The organism is Nonomuraea sp. NPDC049684 (assembly GCF_044465345.1).
Classification (GTDB): domain Bacteria; phylum Actinomycetota; class Actinomycetes; order Streptosporangiales; family Streptosporangiaceae; genus Nonomuraea.
The window spans coordinates 457,585-474,655 of record NZ_JBITLO010000002.1; the positions used below are offsets into that span (position 1 = coordinate 457,585).

Below are 17,071 nucleotides of genomic sequence, written 5' to 3' on the forward strand. Positions count from 1 at the left end.
TTTAGAGTGTTTATAGGAGCAAGGGAGGGCGCTCGTCAATCCCACTCTGGGTCACAGACTCTTCACGAAAGGCAGCGGGCCCGCGCACCGGACGGCTTTCACCCCAGCACGGCGATCTTATTCCGTCAAGCCCTACCAATTTAGTGGGTTTTTATTTACGGTGGAGGCGTACGGAAGGAAGGACACCATGCCATCCCTGACCATCACCCCCGTCGCCGGCCGTATAGGAGCCGAGATCACCGGGGTGCGGCTCGCGCCCGATCTGCACCCCGACGTCGTGGCCGAGCTCCGCCAGGCCCTCCTCACCCACAAAGTGATCTTCCTGCGCGGTCAGGAGCACCTCGACGAGCAGAGCCAGGTGGGCTTCGCCCGGCTGCTCGGCGAGCCGACCGCCGCCCACCCGACCGTGCCCGCGCTGCACGGCAACGCCCACATCCTGGACCTCGACTACAGCAACGGCCACAAGGTCGACCGCTGGCACACCGACGTGACCTTCGTGGACCGGCCGCCGCTGGCCTCGGTGCTGCGCGCGGTCGTCGTGCCCGAGGCGGGCGGCGACACGTTGTGGGCCAACACCGTCAGCGCCTACGAGAACCTGCCCGCCGAGCTGCGCGACCTGCTCGACCGGCTGCGCGCCGTGCACACCAACCAGTACGACTACGTCCGCACGGCCGCGATCGACGAGCGGGCCCGCGAGCACGCCGAGGTGTTCGCCTCCACCCTGTTCGAGACCGAGCACCCGGTCGTGCGCGTGCACCCGGAGACCGGCGAGCGCTCGATCCTGCTCGGCGACTTCGCCAAGCGGCTGAGCGGCCTGTCCGGGCACGCCTCCGGGGCGGTCATCCGGCTGGTCCAGGAGCACGTCACCGAGGTGGAGAACACCGTCCGCTGGCGCTGGTCGCCCGGCGACGTGGCGATCTGGGACAACCGGGCCACCCAGCACCGCGTGGTGCACGACTTCGGCGACCGTCCCCGCCGCCTGCACCGGGTCACGATCGCCGGGGACGTGCCGGTCGGCATGGACGGCCGGACCAGCACCGCCCTCAGCGGTGACGCCGCCGCCTACTCGCCGATCGCCGCCTGACCCTCCCCGGGGCCGCCCCGGCCACGAACGTCGCCGTGGCCGGGGCCTGGCGGATCGTCCGCGCGGCGAACTTCGAGCCAGTGCGGGCGGGGTTGGCTGGGCCCCGCCCGCACGTCCCCCCCACCTGAAAGGCATCGCCCATGAGCACCGACGAATCCCCCACCGGACGCGAGAGCCGCGTCGCGATCAACGAGGACTGGGCCGCCACGGCCGTCGGCCTGGTCCTGCTCGTCCTCGTCCTCGCCGGCGTCATCCCCGTCGGGCTGGTGCCCTGATGAGCGCCCCGGCCGTCGCCGCCGACCGCGCGACCTGGCACGGGACGGCGCTCGGCGTCCTGGTCGTCCTCGTGCTGGCCGCCGCGACCCGCTTCCTGGAGAAGGGCGTGCCCGGCTGGTTCCCCGGCTCCGGGCTCGCCAAGGCCGTCGAGTTCCCGATCTACGCGATCGCCCTCGGGCTGCTCGGCAACGCGCTGCTGACCGCGGCCGGGCTGCGGGAGCGGCTGGCCGGCGGGTTCCGCACCGAGTTCTTCATCAAGACCGGGCTGGTGCTGCTCGGCGCGTCCATCAACCTCAAGGTGATCGTGACCGCCGCCGGGCCGGCCGTGCTCCAGGCGATCGTGCTGATCAGCACGGTGTTCCTGTTCACCTGGTGGCTCGGCGGGCGGCTCGGGCTCGACGACCGGCTGCGCGCGCTGCTGTCGTCGGCCGTGTCGATCTGCGGGGTCAGCGCGGCCATCGCGGCGGCGGGGGCCGTCCAGGCCAGGAAGGAGCAGCTCGCCTACAGCGCGAGCCTGGTGATCGCGTTCGCGCTGCCGTCGATCTTCGTCCTGCCCGCCCTGGCCTCGGCGTTCGGGCTGCCGCCCGAGGTGGCGGGGGCCTGGATCGGCGGCAACATCGACACCACCGCCGCCGTCACCGCCGCCGGCACGATCGCGGGCGAGGACGCCCTGGCCATCGCCACGATCGTCAAGGTCACCCAGAACGCGCTCATCGGCGTCGTCGTGGTCGCGCTGACCGCCTGGTTCGCCTTCCGCGTCGAGCGGCGGGCGGACGCCGAGCGGCCGGGGGCGGGCGAGCTGTGGCGGCGCTTCCCGAAGTTCGTGCTCGGGTTCGTCGCCGCGTCCGTGATCGCCACCTGGTGGCTCACGACGGTCCCGGCGGCCGAGGGCAAGGCGGTCGTCGGGGTCGCCAACGACCTGCGGACCTGGTTCCTGATCCTGGCGTTCGTCAGCATCGGGCTGGAGTTCCGAGTGGCGGCGCTGCGGGCGGCCGGCTGGCGGCCGGTCGCCGTGTTCGCCGCCGCGACGGTGGTGAACGTGGTCGTCGCGCTCGCCCTGGCCCTGGCCCTGTTCTCCGGCTTCACGGCCGGCTGAGGGCCCCGCCCTCGGGGGGCGGGGCCGTCCGCTAGGCGACGGGCAGCTGCGCGGGGTCCGCCACCCGGACGATCGAGCCGCTGATCTGCTGCGGGTTGCGGATCAGGTTGAGGATCGGGCAGACCCGCTCGACCTCGGCGTGCAGCCCGGCCAGCTGCTCGTCGGAGGCGGGCGAGCCGATCTGCACCTCGTAGCGGAAGTTGTGCGGGTACACCGGGACGCCCTGGTCGCCGGGGAGCTGGGCCCTCGGGTCGTACTCGGCGCGGACGTCCACCTCCAGGGAGTCGATCGGCACCTCCAGCTCGGCCGCCTTGATCAGGAAGATGTGCGTCACGCAGCTCCCCAGGACGCCGGCCTGCAGCTCGGGCGAGCCGGGGCCGAGGTCGTAGCCGGCGAAGTCGGGGCCGCTGTCGCTGATGATCTGGTGGTCCCTGATCCTGATGCGCCGGATCCCGCTGCGGCCCTCGGCCGTGACGTGGGCGTGCAGCGGCACCGGGCCGCCCGCCGGGGCCTCCCGGCGGGCCAGCAGGGCGGCGCGCTTGTGCGACAGGTACTCGCGAAGGGTGCTCATGGGTCTTTCTCTCTCGAACGGGGTTCAGCTCAGGGTCACGTGGCCGAGCGGGGTGTCGACGACGGCCCGCAGGCCGGGCTCCGGCCCCTCGGTGACGTCGAGCGTCACGTCGAGGGCGGCCAGGTCGCGGCGGAGCGCGCCGGGATCGGGGTGGACGGCGGCGAAGGAGACCAGGCCGAGCAGCGGCAGGTCCGTGGCGGCCGGGTGGGTGGTCCTCCCCCAGTCGATGAGGAAGGGCACCGGACGGATCGCGGCCGGGTCCTCGCGCCGGGTGAGCCGCCACTCCAGCAGCTCGCCGGACGGGGTGCGCCGGGACAGTGGCTGCACGTCGCCGGGGTCGTAGCCGCGCTCGCGGGCCAGCTCCACGGTCTTGTCGAGGTCCTGCGGATGCACGGCCCAGGCGGCCAGGCGCGGCTCGGTCAGCGTCGCCAGCCCGAACGCCCGCGGCCGCACCTCCGACTCCGGGTCCGGCCCGATGATCTCCAGGTACGCGGTCGGCCCGAAGCGCACCAGGTAGTTCGCGGTGCCGCCGGGATGGCTGCCGCCCCGGACGGGCCGCACGCCGGTGCGCGCGGCGAAGTCCTCGACCCCCGCGAGCAGGTCGGGAACGGCATAGACGAGGTGGTCGAGGTGACGGTCGGTCATCGGTGGTCCTCCGGTTCGCCGAGTGAGAGCATGAGCCGGTTCGCCCAGTTGAAGAAGGCGGCGGCGTGGATGGCGTCGCTGATCGCCAGGTCGTCCAGCCCGGCCGCGCGCAGCGCCGCGACGTGCTCGGGCCCGAACTCCACGGGCGTGGCGGCCAGCGCGACCGAGGCGTCGACGACCGCCCGCCAGGTGCCGTCCTGCGGCGCGTCCACCCCCTCGTCGAGCAGGCGCTGCACGTCCTGGGGGCGCTTGGAGTGGTGGGCGGCGAAGCGGGCGTGCACCGACGCGCAGAACACGCAGCCGTTGCGCCGCGAGGTCGCGGTCGCGGCCAGCTCGCGCTCGGCGCGCGGCAGCCCGCCGTCGACGTTGTAGAAGATGTCGTTGTCGGTCTTGGTGCGCGCGTGCAGGATCTCGGGGTCGCGGGCCAGCAGCAGGAAGTACGGCGACGACGCCCGCGCCCGGTCCACCAGCGCCTCGTAGTGGGCCTCGGTCAGCTCCTCCGGCGCGAGCGGCGGCAGCCAGGGCCGCCAGCCGAGCTGTTCCTGGGTGAAGCCGGTGCTCACGCCGCCGCCTCCGCGTCGAGCAGGCGCAGGCCGCCGACCACTCGCACCTGGAAGGCGAGGAAGGCGACGAGCTGCGACAACGTCACCACGCCCGTCGGGCTCCAGCCGGCCGCGGCCAGCGCCTCCAGGGCCTGCCCGCTGGCCTCGCGGGGCCGGAACACCAGCAGGTGCGCGTGCTCGAACGCGGCGGTGAGCCGGACGCCCAGCGCGTCCGGTTCGCGTACCCGGTAGCGCAGGCCCTCGTCGCTCTCGGCGGCCAGCGGCGCGGGGTAGACGCCGTACGGGCCGGTGGTGGCGCCCGCCTCGACCTCGGTCTCGACGGCCTTCAGCAGGCCGGGGGCCAGCTCGGCGAGCCGGTCGGCGTAGAAGCCGGCGACGACGGCGTCGCGGTGCAGCCCGGTCACGAAGGCCGCGACGGCGTCGCGTTCGACGAGGGTGACCTCGCCCTCCTCGTCGGGGGCGAAGAGCGCGTCGAAGCCGCGCTGGGCGTGCTCGCGGGCGGCGGGCCGCAGGTCGCGCAGCTTGTCGAGGCGGGAGCCCGGTCTTATCCCGGCCAGGTGGTCGATGACGTCGTTGATCATGTGGAGCTCATTTCGGTGGAGGGGAGCCAGCCGAGCGCGGGTGCGACCTCGGTCGCCAGCAACTCGGTCGAACGCAGGATCAGCGGATGCGGCGGGTCCACCGAGTGCACCTGGAAGACCAGGTCGGTGACCCGTTCGAGGGTCGGATCGGCGCGCAGGCTGTCGATGACGTCCTGCGGGGTGCCCACGTGCACGTCGAAGGCGGCGATGCGGCTGTCGAGGTCGCCGCCGGGCAGCTCCCACGGCAGCCGGCCGCGCCCGAGCCCCCGCTCGGCCCAGCGCAGCGCCTCGGCGCGGCTGTCGGCCACGAACGCGGTCCGCGAGGCCACGATGCGCGGGACGACGCCCGCGGGCAGGTTCTCGTGGTAGGCGTCCACGATCGGGCGTTGCAGGTCGGCCAGCGTCGCCTGCGGGTCGTCGGCCGGCCGGGGCTGCGTGCGGGAGAGCATGAGCCCGTTGCCGGCCCGGCCGGCGCGCGCTCCGCCGGCGGCCGAGAACGTCGCCTCCCAGATCGCGCCGGGGAGCCGGGGCGCGGGCGGATAGAGCCGATTGCCGCCGCCCAGGTCCTCGCCGGACCAGGCCCGCAGCAGGATCGACAGGTGCTCGGCGTACAGGTTGGCGCGGTCGCCGCTGTCGTGCCCGAACGGCCCGAACGACGACGGCGTCCCGCCGCTGCCCACCCCGATCTCCAGCCGCCCGCCGGTGAGCAGGTCGAGCACGGCGGCGTCCTCGGCCACCCGCACCGGGTGCTCCAGCGGCAGCGTGATGATGCCGGTGCCGAGCCGGATCCGGCTGGTACGGGCCGCCACGTGGGCGAGGAACACCAGCGGCGCGGGCAGCCCGCCCTCCTCGCCGTCGAAGTGGTGCTGGGCCACCCAGGCGGTGTCGAAGCCGAGCGACTCGGCGTGCGCGATCTGCTCGGCGGCCAGCCGGTAGCGCTCGGCCGGGGGCGCCTCGTCCAGGACCCGGGTGAAGAAGCCGAGCCTCATCGCACCGGCTCCGGGATGGCGGCGAGCAGCTCGCGGGTGTAGTCGTCGGCCGGGTCGGTGAAGACCCGCCGGGTGGATCCTGATTCCACGATGCGTCCTTTGTTCATGACGGAGACGGTGTGCGAGATCTGCCGCACCACCGCCAGGTCGTGCGAGATGAAGAGGTAGGTCAGGCCGAGGTCGCGCTGGAGCTGTCCGAGCAGGTCGAGGATCTGCGCCTGGACCGTGACGTCGAGCGCCGAGACGGCCTCGTCCAGCACGAGCACCTGCGGGCCGGCGGCCAGCGCGCGGGCGATGGCCACCCGCTGCCGCTGGCCGCCCGACAGCTCGCGCGGCCTGCGCGACGACACGTCCGCGGGCAGCGCCACCCGGTCGAGAAGCTCGGCGACGCGGGCCTTGCGGGCGGCCCGGTCGCCGAGCCGGAAGTTGCGCAACGGCTCCTCCACGATGTCGGCGACCGGCTGCCGCGGGTCCAGCGACCCGTACGGGTTCTGGTGCACGAGCTGGACGTGCCGGCGGAAGCCCCGGCCGCCGGGGGCCCCGGGGACGGTGACCGTGCCCGACGTGGGCTCGGCGAAGCGCACCACCATGCGCGCGGTGGTGGTCTTGCCGGACCCCGACTCCCCGACGAGCGCGTGCGTGGTGCCGCGCGGCACCTCGAAGGAGACGCCGTCCACGGCCCGGAAGGCCCGCCGCCCCGACCGGAACTCCTTGACCAGGTCGCGCACCACGATCGCGGGCTCGGCGGCCACCGGCTCGCGGAAGGGGCGGGCCGACAGCGCGGGGGCGTCGCGCAGCAGCCCGCGGGTGTAGTCCGCGCCGGGCGCCGCCAGGACGCCCCTGGTCGGGCCCTGCTCCTCGACGCGGCCGTCCTTCATGACGACCAGCCGGTCGGAGCGGCTCGCGGCCACGCCGAGGTCGTGGGTGACCAGCAGCACGGCGGTGCCGAACTCGGCGCGCAGGTCGTCGATGAGGTCCAGGATGCGCCGCTGCACGGTGACGTCCAGGGCGCTGGTGGGCTCGTCGGCGATGATCAGCCGGGGTTCGAGCGCGACGGCGATGGCGATCAGCACGCGCTGGCGCATGCCGCCGGACAGCTCGTGCGGGTACTGGCGGGCCCGCGTCTCGGGGTCGGGCAGGCCGACGCGGGTGAGCAGCTCGACGACCCGGCGCCGGACGGCGGCCCGGTCGCCGCGCTTGTGGATGCGCAGCACCTCGGCGATCTGCGCCCCGACCGTCTTGACCGGGTCGAGCGAGTTGGACGGATCCTGCGGCACCAGCCCGATCTGGGCCCCGCGGACGGACTCCATCCGCCGCGGCGACCAGGTCGCCAGGTCGTTCTCCCCCAGCAGGACGCTGCCGCGGTCCAGCGAGGCGTTGCGCGGCAGCAGGCCGATGATCGAGTGCGCGGTCGTGGTCTTGCCGGACCCCGACTCGCCGACGACCGCCACCACCTCCCCCGGCTCGACGGTGAAGGAGACGCCGTGGACCGCCGGGCGGCCGTCGTAGGAGACCACGAGGTCGCGGACGTCGAGCAGGCTCACGAGGACTCCTTGGCGATGGACCGGCTGATCCGGCCGGCGGCCAGCACGACCGCGACCACCACGGCCCCGGGCAGCGTGGTCAGCCACCAGGACGTGGCCAGGTAGTTGCGGCCTTCGGCGATGAGCAGCCCCCACTCGGGGGTCGGCGGCTCGGCGCCGTAGCCGAGGAAGCCGAGCGTCGAGATGGCCAGGATGGCCACGCCGAACTGCAGGGCGGCCAGCGCGACGACGGGGCCGAGCGAGTTGGGCACCACGTGCCGCCACAGCACGGCGGTGAACCGGCCGCCGCTGCCGAACGCGGCCTCGACGTAGTCGGTGCGGCGCACCCGGACGACCTCCGACCGCGACAGCCGGGCGAACGCGGCGACCGAGCCGACGCCGACCGCGACGGCCACGTTCACCGTCCCCGGGCCGAGCAGGATGATCACTACCAGGGCCAGGAGCAGGCCGGGGATCGACAGCAGCACGTCCACGACCCGCATGACGGCGGCGTCGGGCACCCCGCCGAGCGAGCCGGCCAGCAGCCCGAGCAGCGTGCCGAGCAGCAGGCCGACCGCGACGGCGACGAACGCCCCCGACAGCGAGTGCACGGCCCCGTGCACCACCCGCGCGAACACGTCACGCCCGACGGCGTCGGTGCCGAACAGGTGCTGCCCGCTCGGCGCCTGGAGCTTCTCGACCGGCACGCCGGCGATCGGGTCGTACCCGGTGAACAGCCCCGGGACGACCGCCCACAACAGCGCCACGGCGACCACCGTCCAGGACAGGATCAGGCCCGCCCTCACGACGCCGCCCTCAGCCGCGGGTCGAGCACCGGGAACAACACGTCCACCACCAAGTTGACCAGGACGAACACCGCCGCGGCGAGCACCACCACGGCCAGCATCACCGGCGTGTCCTGGGCGGTCACGGCCTGCTCGGTGAGCCGGCCGACGCCGTTGCGGCCGAAGACGGTCTCCGTCACGACCGAGCCCGCGATCAGCTCGCCGAACGTCAGGCCCGCCACGGTCAGCGTCGGCAGGACGGCGTTGCGCGCCACGTGCCGCCACAGGATCCACCAGCGGGTGGCGCCCTTGGCCGCGATCACCGGCACGAACGGCTGGGCGTACACCTGGTCGATGCCGCGCGCCAGCACCTGCGCGACGGGCGCCGAGATCGGCACGGCCAGCGTCAGCACCGGCAGGACGAGCTGCTGCAGCTCGCCGCCCCCGATGACCGGCACCAGCCGCAGCCGGAAGGAGAAGACCTGGATCAGCAGGATCCCCAGCCAGAACGCCGGGACCGAGATGAACAGCGACGGCACCGACAGCAGCGCCCCGCGCAGCCACGACGTCCTGCTGTAGCTCGCCACGAACGCGATCACCACGGCGAGCAGCACCGCCAGGACGAACGCCGCAGAGGCCAGCCGGGCCGTCTCGGGCAGCGCCTCGCCCAGGCGCTCGACCACCGGGGCGCCGGTGTCGATCGAGTAGCCGAAGCCGCCGGTCAGGAAGCCGGTCAGGGTGCGCAGGTACTCGCCGATAGGCGAGCCGCCGCTGTAGTACGCCCGGATGTCGGCGATCTGCTGCGGCGACAGGCCGAGCTCGGGGTTCTGGAACTTGATCAGGATCGAGTCGCCGGGCAGCAGTTGCAGCAGCACGTAGCTCGCGGTGAAGGCGGCCCACAGCACGAGCACCGCCTGCCCGGCCCGGGTCAGGAGATACCTGGTCATTGCTGGGCCTTCCACGCCGAGTAGAACCACGGCCGGGCGACCGCCTCGAAGGCCACGCCCTTGACGTACGGCGCGCCGCCGTACACCTGGGGCTCCTCGAACAGGGGGATGGCGTAGCCCTGGTCGATCACGTACCGCTGGATCTCGCCGACCTTGGCGTTGCGCTTGGCGTTGTCGGGCTCGGCGGACTCCTCCTCCAGCAGGGTGTCGAGCTTCTTGTCCTTGGACAGGATGACGTCGCGGTTCTGGCTGTGGAAGTGGCTCTTGATGACGTCCTGGTCGGCGCGGCCGACCATGCTGTGCGCGACGGCGGTCTTCTCGGCGTCCTTGATGTCCACGGCCTGGGTGCCGGCGTCGGCGGGGCGGATCTCCAGCTGCACGCCGAGCTTGGCCCACTGCTGGCCGACGAGTTCGAGCGTCTGCTTGGACAGCGGCTGCGGGCCGGCGACGAAGACGCCCAGCCGCAGCTTGACGCCGTCCTTCTCGCGCACGCCGTCGGCGCCCCTCGTCCAGCCGGCCCTGTCGAGCAGCGCGTTGGCCCTGGCCGGGTCGTAGGCCAGGTCCTCGGACAGGTCGAGGTAGCCCTGGGCGAGGTGGCTGAGGACGGAGGTGGCCCGCGGGTAGCTCGCGGTGAACAGGGTGTCGACGACCTCCTTGGCGTCGGTGCCCGCCTGGAGCGCCTTGCGCACGTCGAGGTCCTTCAGGATGCTGTTGGACGGCCGCAGGTACAGGCCGTTGTTCACGCCCCTGGTCGGCTCGGCGTAGATCTGGAAGCCGGCGTCCTTGACGGTCTTCTCGTCGTACGCCTGGACATAGCGCACGAAGTCGGCCTGGCCGGAGGTCAGCGCGCCGACCCGGACGTTGTCCTCGGGCGTCACGATGATCTTGATCTCGTCCAGGTACGCCCGTCCCTGGTGCTTCGACGACGGCGGCGCCCAGTCGTAGTCCTTGCGGGCGGCCAGGTCCACCTCCTTGTCGACGATCTGCTTCTTCAGCGTGAAGGGGCCCGAGCCGACGATGTTCTTGAGCTGGCACTGCTGCTCGTACGGCAGCGAGATCGTCTTCTTCGACACCAGCCCGGCCCCGATGACCGAGGTGCCCTGGAGGAAGCCGGGAGAGGGCTTCTTGAAGTGGAAGCGCACGGTCAGCGGGTCGACGACCTCGCTGCGCTCGTAGTTGTTGACGAACTCGGCGACCGGCAGCTTGAGCTCGGTGTTCCCGAGGCCGTACACGTCGAAGTTGGCGGCGACGGCGGCGGCGTCGAGCGGGCTGCCGTCGCTGAAGGTCACGCCCTGGCGCAGGTGGAAGGTGTATTCGGTGGCGTCGTCGTTCACCTCCCACTTGGTGGCGATCCAGGGCTCGATCTCCAGGGTCTGCGGGTTCTGCCAGGTCAGCTTGTCGGTGATCTGGTTGAGGATGCCGCCGTTGGGATAGAAGCCGGCGGCCGGCAGGTAGAGGCAGGTGGGCGGCTGGTGCTCCAGGTAGGTCAGCGTGCCGCCGTAGACCGGCTGACCGCTGGACGGCGCCGCGCCGGCAGCACCCCCTTGGCCGCCACAGGCGCCGAGGAGCCCAACGACGGCGAGCATGACGGCTGCGGTGCGCAGGCTGGATGAGGACATGGGGGTACTGCCTTTCAGACAAAACATACCTAAAAAGTAGGAAAAGGCTACAGCAAACGCGCGACCGCCGCCACCAGGGGCTTCTGTCCGACCGTCAGAGGCGTTCCGAGGTCACGGGCCTGGCCCGCGTCACGGGCGTTTCCGGGCCGCGGGCGTGTCCAGGCCACGAGCTTCCCCGGTTACGGGCTTTCGCGGTTACGGGCTTTCCCAGGCTTCGGCGAGGAGTTCGTAGGAGCGCACGCGGTCGGCGGGGTCGTGGGTGATGGTGGTGACCAGCAGCTCGTCGGCCCCGGTGACCCGGCGCAGCACCCGCAGCCCCTCGGCCACCGCGCGCGGCGTGCCGACGAACCGGGTGTCGATCCGGTCCTTGACCAGCGCGCGGTCGGCCTCCGTCCAGACGTGCCGGGCCGCCTCCCGCGGCGTCGGGTACGGCATCGCGCCCGCCCCCGTCCTGATGCTGCGCACCCACAACCCGTACGGCGAGGCCAGCTCGCGCGCCCTGGCCTCGTCCTGCGCCACCACCGCGTCGGCCGACACGATCACGTACGGCTCGGCCAGCTCGTCCGACGGCTTGAACGCCTCGCGGTACGCCTCCACGGCCTCCAGCACACTCGACGGGCTGACGTGGTAGTTGGCCGCGAACGGCAACCCGCGCTCCCCCGCGACCCGGGCGCTCTGCCCGCCGCTGCTGCCCAGGATCCACACCTGCACGTCGGCCCCCTCGCCGGGCGTCACGTGCGCCTCGTGGGTCCCGCCGAGCAGGGCCAGCAGCTCGTCGACCTGGTCGGCGAAGTCGGGCGTCACCGCTCCGGGCTGCTGGAGCAGGCTCGCCTGGAAGGCCAGGCGGGGGATCCCGGCCAGCCGCGACCAGTCGAAGGGCGGCGGGATGAGCAGCCCGTCCACCACCCTGGCCTCCTTGCCCGCGGGACCTGCGGAAGCCGGCCCGGCCCCGCGCCCGGCCCCGCGCTCGGCCCCGCGTTCGGCCCCGCGTTCGGCCCCGCGTTCGGCCGCGCGCCGCCCCGAGCGTCCGATGCCCAGATCGAGCCGGCCCGGGTGCAGCGCGTCGATGATCCCGAACTCCTCGACCACGGACACCGGCGTCCGGTGGCCGAGCTGCACGGCTCCCGAGCCGACCCTGATCGTCGCGGTGGCCGCCGCCACCAGGCCGATCAGCACGGCGGGCGCCGCCCCGGCCACGCCCGGGGCGAAGTGGTGCTCGGCCAGCCAGTAACGGGCGTAGCCGAACTCCTCCGCGCGCCGGGCGAGCTCGATCGTGTCGCGTAACGCCTGGCCCGCGGTGCCGCCCGAGCTGATGGGGGCCAGGTCGAGGACGGACAGGCTCATGACGCGCTCCCCGGGAACGGGCGGCTGGGGATCTCCGCGCGCAGCGCCGGCGCGATCTCGGCCTGGAACAGCTCCAGCGTCTCCCGGTGCTGCCCCGGCGTCAGGCCGTCGGCGTCGGCGGGCAGGTGCATGACCTCGTGCCCGAACCGCTTGTGGTAGCGCAGCACCTTGTCGATGATCTGCTGCGGGCTGCCGACCAGGATCGAGCCGCGCTCGACGGCGTCCTCCAGGGTGGGGAAGACCGGCTGCACGCCGGCCCGCCGGAACGTCTCCAGGCGGGCCTGGTAGATCGGCCGGTACTCGGCCAGGGCCCGCTGCGAGGTGCGGGCCGCGTAGTAGCCCGCGCTGCCCGCCCCGACCAGGGCGTCGGCGGGGTCGTGGCCGTGGTGGGCCCAGCGTTCGCGGTAGTGGTCGATCAGCTCCGCGTAGGGCTCGATGGGGTTGGTGACGTTGGCCGAGAACAGCGGGTCGCCGTGGCGGGCGGCCAGCTCGACCGACTCCTTGCTGGTGGCGCTGCCGTGCCAGACCCTGATCGGCCGTTGCAGCGGGCGCGGCCAGGTCTCGGCGTCGGTCAGCGCGGGGCGGAAGCGGCCCTGCCAGGTGACCCGGTCCTCCCGCCACAGGCGGCGGAACAGCTCGTACGACTCGCGGTTGCGCTCCCACTGGTCCGCGGCGGTGACGTGGAAGAGCCTGGCCTGAGCCGCGCCGTTGCCCTTGCCGACGATCAGTTCGAGCCGGCCGCCGGACAGGTGGTCGAGCGTGGCGTAGTCCTCGTAGGCGCGGACCGGGTCGAGCAGGCTCAGCGTGGTGACCGCGGTGAACAGCCTGATCCTGGACGTCCTGGCGGCGATGTGGCTGAGCACGACCGGGGGCGAGGAGGAGATGAAGGGCCGCTCGTGCCGCTCGCCCACGCCGTAGCCGTCGAAGCCCAGTTCCTCGAAGAGCACGGCGGTCTCGACGACCTCGCGGAATCGTTGCGTGGGTGACCGGCCGTCGCTGTGGACGATCAATGTGATGCCCAGAAATTTCATGACACCTCCGCGTACCTGCTCGCCGGGCGCGGCAGGCCGAGCAGCCCGCGTAACGTCCGGGCCTCGTACCCGCTCCTGAAGGCCCCGCGCCCGCGCAGCTCGGCCGTCAGCTCCCGGCTGATCCGCTCCAGGTCGTACGGCACCGCCCCCGGCCGCAGCCGGAAGCCCTCGATCCCGGCCCGCCGCCACTCCAGCAGCAGGTCGGCCAGCTCCCCCGCGTCGCCGGCGAAGACCGCCGCGTCGGAGGTCAGTTCGGCCCCGTCCAGCTCGTCGAGCCGCGCCTTGCGCCGGGCCGCGTCCGGGCCCAGGAAGACGAGCAGGTCGGCGAAGATCCGCAGGTCGCCGGAGAGCCCCCGGACCTCCCCGACGATCTCCCGTGCGTGCTCGGCCGAGCGCGGCGTGACGAAGACGACGTCCGCGCCGCCCGCCGCGAACTCGTACGGCAGCCGCGCGTGGGCCAGCGCGGCCACCACCGGCTGCCCCTGCGGCGACCTGGGCGTGATGGACGGCCCCCGCACCGAGAAGAACCCGCCCGCGAAGTCGATGTGGTGGAGCTTGCCGCGGTCGACGAAGCGGCCGGTGGCCACGTCCCTGATCTCGGCGTCGTCCTCCCAGCTGTCCCAGAGCCGCCGGGCCACCTCCACGGCGTCGGCGGCCTCGGCGAACAGGGCGCGTACGTGCGGGTCGGCCGACAGGTCCACCCCGCCGGGCCGGTTGAGCACCAGGTCGAGCGGGGCGAACCGGCGGCGGCCGAAGTGGGCCGCCTCGCTCGCCCGCGCCGAGACCTGCGGCCGCCAGCCCGCCCGGCCGCCGCTGACGTGGTCGAGGGTGGCGATGCCGATGGCCACGTGGAACGGCTCGGTGTGCGTGGTGGTCGCCGTCGGCACCAGCCCGATCCTGGTGGTGAGCGGCGCCAGGCGGGCCGCGAGCAGCACCGCGTCGAACCGGCCGCGTACCTGGTCGGTGCGGTCGTCGGGGCCGTCGGGCCGGGTGGACTGCAGGCCCAGGGCGTCCTCGAAGGTGACGAAGTCGAGCAGCCCGCGCTCGGCCTCGGCGACCAGCCCCGCCCAGTGGCCGGCCGAGAAGAGCCGCGCGGCGGGGGCCGCGCGCCAGGCAGCGGGGTGCCAGCCGGCGCCGTCCAGGGCCACGGCCAGGTGCAGCGTCATGACAGCTCCAGGTGCTCGCGCAGGGTGGTCCCGGTGTATCCGGCGCGGAAGACGCCGCGTTCGCGCAGCGCCGGCACCACCCGGTCGACGAACTCGTCCAGCCCGCCGGGGGTCAGGTGCGGGACGAGGATGAAGCCGTCGGCGGCGCCGGCCTGCACGTGCTCGTCCATCTGCCGGGCCACGCCCTCGGGGGTGCCGACGAACGTCTGCCGCCCGGTGACCTCGATCACCAGCTCGCGGATGCTCAGCCCCTTCTCCGCGGCCAGCGCCCGCCATTTGGCCGCCACCTCGGCGCGGTCCTTGATCGGCACCCGTCCCTGCGAGACGCCCTGCGACAGGTCCGGCTCGACGTCGGGGAACGGTCCATCGGGGTCGAAGGCCGACATGTCCCGCCCCCACACCTGCTCCAGGAACGCGATCGCGGTCTGCGGCCCGACCTGCTGCCGCCGGATCCGGGCCGCGTTCTCGGCGGCCTCCTCGTCGGTGTCGCCCAGCGCGAACGTCACGCCGGGCATGATCTTGAGCTGGTGCGGCTCGCGGCCGTACCGGGCCAGGCGGCCCTTGACGTCGGCGTAGAAGCGCCTGCCGTCCTCCAGCCGGCCGTGCGGGGTGAAGACCACGTCGGCGTGGGCGGCGGCGAACTCGCGGCCGTCGTCCGAGTCGCCGGCCTGGATGATCACCGGGTGTCCCTGCGGGGAGCGCGGCAGCGTGAACCGGCCCTCGACGGTGAAGTGCCTGCCCCGGTGGCTGACCGTGCCGATCGCGCCCTCCCGCAGGAAGCGGCCCGCGCCCTGGTCGGCGAGCACGGCGTCCGGCTGCCAGGAGTCCCACAGCTCGCGCGACAGCCGGACGAACTCCTCGGCCCGCCGGTACCGGTCGGCGGGGTCGAGGAAGCCGCCGCGGCGGAAGTTCTCGCCGGTGAAGGCGTCGGAGGTGGTCACCACGTTCCAGGCGGCCCGGCCCTCGCTCAGGTGGTCGAGCGTGGACAGCCGCCTGGCCAGCTCGTACGGCTCGTTGAAGGTGGCGTTGACCGTGCCCGCGAGCCCGAGCCGCGAGGTCACCGCGGCCAGGGCGCTGAGCACGGTCAGCGCCTCGGGCCTGCCGACCACGTCCAGGTCGTGGATGCGGCCTTTGAGCTCGCGCAGCCGCAGCCCCTCGGCCAGGAAGAAGAAGTCGAACGCGCCGCGCTCGGCCGTCCTGGCGAGGTGGACGAACGAGGCGAAGTCGATCTGGCTCCCCGACCGGGGATCGGCCCACACGGTGGTGTTGTTCACGCCGGGGAAGTGCGCGGCGAGGTGCACCTGCCTCTTGCGCGTCACCGGCCCCGCCCGTGCGGCGCGTCCCAGGCGGCGGGCAGGCCCTCGATGGTCTCGCCGAACGCCGGGCGCTGGTAGAGGTCGCGGGCGTAGCCCCAGAGGTGCTCGAAGTCGGGCAGCTCGCGCTCGCTGATCAGGTGCTCGCGGTTGTGCAGCGCGTCGAACCTGGCCAGCGTCACCCACAGCCGCACGTCCGCCTCGGTGATCGTGTCGCCGGTCAGGAAACGCCGCTCGGCCAGGCGTTCGTCCAGGCGTTCCAGGGCCGCGACGACGCGGTGGCGCTCGTCCTCGCGGGCGGCCTCGGTGCCGGCCGGGGCCACACGGGTGACGCCGGTGTTGACGTCGTGGTGGATCCACGCGTTCAGCTTGTCGATCTCGGCGCGCAGGTGCTCGGGGTAGAGGTCGATCGAGGTGTCGGCCCACTTCTCGAACTGGGTGGCCAGGTCGATCGTGATGTCGGGGAAGTTGTTGCTGACGATCCTGCGCCGCGCCCTGTCCCAGAGCACGGGCACCGAGATGTGGCCCGGGTAGCCCTTCTCGGTGGCGTCGTAGGCCTGCTCCAGGAAGGCGAAGCCGTTGACCGGGTCCGGGCCCCTGCGCTCCCTGAAGGCCCAGCCCCGGCCGTCGCGCTCGTCGTCCACGTACGACAGCGAGACGACGTCCTCCAGGCGCTTGAGCTTGCGGACGATCGCGACGCGCTGGGCGTAGGGGCAGGTCCAGGCGGCGTAGAGGTGGTAGCGGCCGGGCTCGGCGCGGTAGCCGCTGGTCCCGTCGGCGATGACGCGGTCCTGGAAGGGGTAGACCGGGCGGTCCCAGCCGGCCGACAGGTGCAGGCGGCCGGGGCCGTAGCGGCCGTAGGCGATCCGGTCGAGCGGGCCGGCGTAGACCGGCGTGCCGGTGGTGGCGGTCACAGGTTCTCCTGGTGGGGTAGGAAGCGGCCGAACCGGCCCTGGTGGTAGAGCAGCGGGCGGCCGGCGTTGTGCGTGGCCGCCTCGGCCACCAGGCCGACGACCAGCACGTGGTCGCCGACCTCGACGGTCTCGTACGGCAGGCAGATCAGGTGGGCGGAGACGTCCTGGAGCAGCGGCGCGCCCAGCGGCCCCGCCCGCCACCGCGTGGGCGCGGCGAAGCGGTCTGCCCCCTTGCGCGCGAACCGCGCCGCCAGCTCGGCCTGGTCGCTGGCCAGGATGTTGACGGCGAAGTGGTCGGCCCCGCGCAACCACGGCCAGGTGGTGGAGGACTGGTCCACGTAGAAGGAGACGAGCGGCGGGTCGAGGCTGACCGAGGAGAACGAGGTGGCGGTGAGCCCCACGGGGATGCCCTCGCTCTGCGCGGTGATCACCACCACTCCGCTGGCGTGCACGGCGAGCGCCTGGCGGAACACGTCGGCGCCGACGGCCTGCTGGTCGGGCAGGGTGTCGGTCATGCGCCGGCCTCCGCTCGGTACGGGCGGACGGGTCTGATTGCGATCACGGAAAGGCTCCTCACGGGAGAGAGGGCGTGCTCACGCCGCTCCCGGCGGCCGGGCCGGGAGC

Annotated in this window: 18 protein-coding genes; 3 read left to right on the plus strand and 15 right to left on the minus strand. The window is 73.3% G+C overall.

From position 1 onward, the window contains the following. Window positions 1-187 precede the first annotated feature (187 nt). The 3 genes from ACIBST_RS07910 to ACIBST_RS07920 all read left to right on the plus strand — a co-directional run bounded on the left by ACIBST_RS07910 (window position 188) and on the right by ACIBST_RS07920 (window position 2,456). Entirely contained in the window at window positions 188-1,084 is an 897-nt protein-coding gene (locus ACIBST_RS07910) for a TauD/TfdA dioxygenase family protein (RefSeq protein ID WP_397170036.1), read from the plus strand. A gap of 140 nt (window positions 1,085-1,224) precedes the next feature. After that, window positions 1,225-1,359, plus strand: a complete 135-nt coding sequence (locus ACIBST_RS07915) for a hypothetical protein (RefSeq protein ID WP_397170037.1) — start codon at window positions 1,225-1,227, stop codon at window positions 1,357-1,359. After that, window positions 1,359-2,456, plus strand: coding sequence for a YeiH family protein (locus tag ACIBST_RS07920; RefSeq protein ID WP_397170039.1), 1,098 nt, complete (start codon window positions 1,359-1,361; stop codon window positions 2,454-2,456). Before ACIBST_RS07915 ends, ACIBST_RS07920 begins: the two co-directional genes overlap by 1 nt. A 31-nt stretch (window positions 2,457-2,487) precedes the next feature. On the opposite strand, the gene ACIBST_RS07925 is transcribed toward ACIBST_RS07920, so the two are convergent. The 15 genes from ACIBST_RS07925 to ACIBST_RS07995 form a co-directional block, all read right to left on the minus strand. Next, a complete protein-coding gene (locus ACIBST_RS07925; protein ID WP_397170041.1) occupies window positions 2,488-3,027 on the minus strand; it encodes an OsmC family protein in 540 nt (179 codons plus the stop codon). Between the two features lie 24 nt (window positions 3,028-3,051). Further along, window positions 3,052-3,672, minus strand: a complete 621-nt coding sequence (locus tag ACIBST_RS07930) for a VOC family protein (RefSeq protein ID WP_397170042.1) — start codon at window positions 3,670-3,672, stop codon at window positions 3,052-3,054. Then, complete coding sequence (locus tag ACIBST_RS07935) at window positions 3,669-4,235, minus strand: alkylhydroperoxidase domain protein (RefSeq protein WP_397170044.1); 567 nt, start codon at window positions 4,233-4,235, stop codon at window positions 3,669-3,671. The genes ACIBST_RS07930 and ACIBST_RS07935 overlap by 4 nt, the downstream gene beginning before the upstream one ends. After that, a complete protein-coding gene (locus ACIBST_RS07940) occupies window positions 4,232-4,816 on the minus strand; it encodes a CMD domain protein (RefSeq protein ID WP_397170045.1) in 585 nt (194 codons plus the stop codon). The genes ACIBST_RS07935 and ACIBST_RS07940 overlap by 4 nt, the downstream gene beginning before the upstream one ends. After that, window positions 4,813-5,805 (minus strand): putative FMN-dependent luciferase-like monooxygenase, encoded by a 993-nt coding sequence (locus tag ACIBST_RS07945; protein ID WP_397170047.1) that lies wholly within the window; start codon window positions 5,803-5,805, stop codon window positions 4,813-4,815. Before ACIBST_RS07945 ends, ACIBST_RS07940 begins: the two co-directional genes overlap by 4 nt. Next, a complete protein-coding gene (locus ACIBST_RS07950) occupies window positions 5,802-7,349 on the minus strand; it encodes a dipeptide ABC transporter ATP-binding protein (protein ID WP_397170048.1) in 1,548 nt (515 codons plus the stop codon). The genes ACIBST_RS07945 and ACIBST_RS07950 overlap by 4 nt, the downstream gene beginning before the upstream one ends. Further along, window positions 7,346-8,134 carry an ABC transporter permease gene (locus tag ACIBST_RS07955; protein ID WP_397170050.1) on the minus strand — a complete coding sequence of 263 codons (789 nt, stop codon included), beginning with the start codon at window positions 8,132-8,134 and terminating at the stop codon, window positions 7,346-7,348. Before ACIBST_RS07955 ends, ACIBST_RS07950 begins: the two co-directional genes overlap by 4 nt. Then, window positions 8,131-9,060: an ABC transporter permease gene (locus tag ACIBST_RS07960; protein WP_397170052.1), complete on the minus strand. Its 930-nt coding sequence runs from the start codon at window positions 9,058-9,060 to the stop codon at window positions 8,131-8,133. The genes ACIBST_RS07955 and ACIBST_RS07960 overlap by 4 nt, the downstream gene beginning before the upstream one ends. Continuing rightward, complete coding sequence (locus tag ACIBST_RS07965; RefSeq protein ID WP_397170054.1) at window positions 9,057-10,679, minus strand: TIGR04028 family ABC transporter substrate-binding protein; 1,623 nt, start codon at window positions 10,677-10,679, stop codon at window positions 9,057-9,059. Before ACIBST_RS07965 ends, ACIBST_RS07960 begins: the two co-directional genes overlap by 4 nt. Window positions 10,680-10,874: 195 nt before the next feature. Continuing rightward, complete coding sequence (locus ACIBST_RS07970) at window positions 10,875-12,023, minus strand: LLM class flavin-dependent oxidoreductase (protein WP_397170055.1); 1,149 nt, start codon at window positions 12,021-12,023, stop codon at window positions 10,875-10,877. Then, window positions 12,020-13,054: an LLM class flavin-dependent oxidoreductase gene (locus ACIBST_RS07975; RefSeq protein ID WP_397170057.1), complete on the minus strand. Its 1,035-nt coding sequence runs from the start codon at window positions 13,052-13,054 to the stop codon at window positions 12,020-12,022. The genes ACIBST_RS07970 and ACIBST_RS07975 overlap by 4 nt, the downstream gene beginning before the upstream one ends. After that, window positions 13,051-14,220 carry an LLM class flavin-dependent oxidoreductase gene (locus ACIBST_RS07980; protein ID WP_397170059.1) on the minus strand — a complete coding sequence of 390 codons (1,170 nt, stop codon included), beginning with the start codon at window positions 14,218-14,220 and terminating at the stop codon, window positions 13,051-13,053. The genes ACIBST_RS07975 and ACIBST_RS07980 overlap by 4 nt, the downstream gene beginning before the upstream one ends. Beyond that, complete coding sequence (locus ACIBST_RS07985; protein WP_397170060.1) at window positions 14,217-15,539, minus strand: NtaA/DmoA family FMN-dependent monooxygenase; 1,323 nt, start codon at window positions 15,537-15,539, stop codon at window positions 14,217-14,219. Before ACIBST_RS07985 ends, ACIBST_RS07980 begins: the two co-directional genes overlap by 4 nt. Then, on the minus strand, window positions 15,536-16,447 hold the full coding sequence (locus tag ACIBST_RS07990) for a glutathione S-transferase C-terminal domain-containing protein (RefSeq protein WP_397170062.1): 912 nt from the start codon (window positions 16,445-16,447) through the stop codon (window positions 15,536-15,538). The genes ACIBST_RS07985 and ACIBST_RS07990 overlap by 4 nt, the downstream gene beginning before the upstream one ends. Beyond that, window positions 16,444-16,962: a flavin reductase family protein gene (locus tag ACIBST_RS07995; RefSeq protein ID WP_397170063.1), complete on the minus strand. Its 519-nt coding sequence runs from the start codon at window positions 16,960-16,962 to the stop codon at window positions 16,444-16,446. The genes ACIBST_RS07990 and ACIBST_RS07995 overlap by 4 nt, the downstream gene beginning before the upstream one ends. Between the last annotated feature and the right edge of the window lie 109 nt (window positions 16,963-17,071).

Bases quoted from the DNA above. Each gene is read 5' to 3' on its own strand.
- ACIBST_RS07910 (WP_397170036.1), top strand. From the start codon at position 188: ATGCCATCCCTGACCATCACCCCCGTCGCCGGCCGTATAGGAGCCGAG.
- ACIBST_RS07915 (WP_397170037.1), top strand. From the start codon at position 1,225: ATGAGCACCGACGAATCCCCCACCGGACGCGAGAGCCGCGTCGCGATC.
- ACIBST_RS07920 (WP_397170039.1), top strand. From the start codon at position 1,359: ATGAGCGCCCCGGCCGTCGCCGCCGACCGCGCGACCTGGCACGGGACG.
- ACIBST_RS07925 (WP_397170041.1), bottom strand. From the start codon at position 3,027: ATGAGCACCCTTCGCGAGTACCTGTCGCACAAGCGCGCCGCCCTGCTG.
- ACIBST_RS07930 (WP_397170042.1), bottom strand. From the start codon at position 3,672: ATGACCGACCGTCACCTCGACCACCTCGTCTATGCCGTTCCCGACCTG.
- ACIBST_RS07940 (WP_397170045.1), bottom strand. From the start codon at position 4,816: ATGATCAACGACGTCATCGACCACCTGGCCGGGATAAGACCGGGCTCC.
- ACIBST_RS07945 (WP_397170047.1), bottom strand. From the start codon at position 5,805: ATGAGGCTCGGCTTCTTCACCCGGGTCCTGGACGAGGCGCCCCCGGCC.
- ACIBST_RS07960 (WP_397170052.1), bottom strand. From the start codon at position 9,060: ATGACCAGGTATCTCCTGACCCGGGCCGGGCAGGCGGTGCTCGTGCTG.
- ACIBST_RS07965 (WP_397170054.1), bottom strand. From the start codon at position 10,679: ATGTCCTCATCCAGCCTGCGCACCGCAGCCGTCATGCTCGCCGTCGTT.
- ACIBST_RS07970 (WP_397170055.1), bottom strand. From the start codon at position 12,023: ATGAGCCTGTCCGTCCTCGACCTGGCCCCCATCAGCTCGGGCGGCACC.
- ACIBST_RS07975 (WP_397170057.1), bottom strand. From the start codon at position 13,054: ATGAAATTTCTGGGCATCACATTGATCGTCCACAGCGACGGCCGGTCA.
- ACIBST_RS07980 (WP_397170059.1), bottom strand. From the start codon at position 14,220: ATGACGCTGCACCTGGCCGTGGCCCTGGACGGCGCCGGCTGGCACCCC.
- ACIBST_RS07995 (WP_397170063.1), bottom strand. From the start codon at position 16,962: ATGACCGACACCCTGCCCGACCAGCAGGCCGTCGGCGCCGACGTGTTC.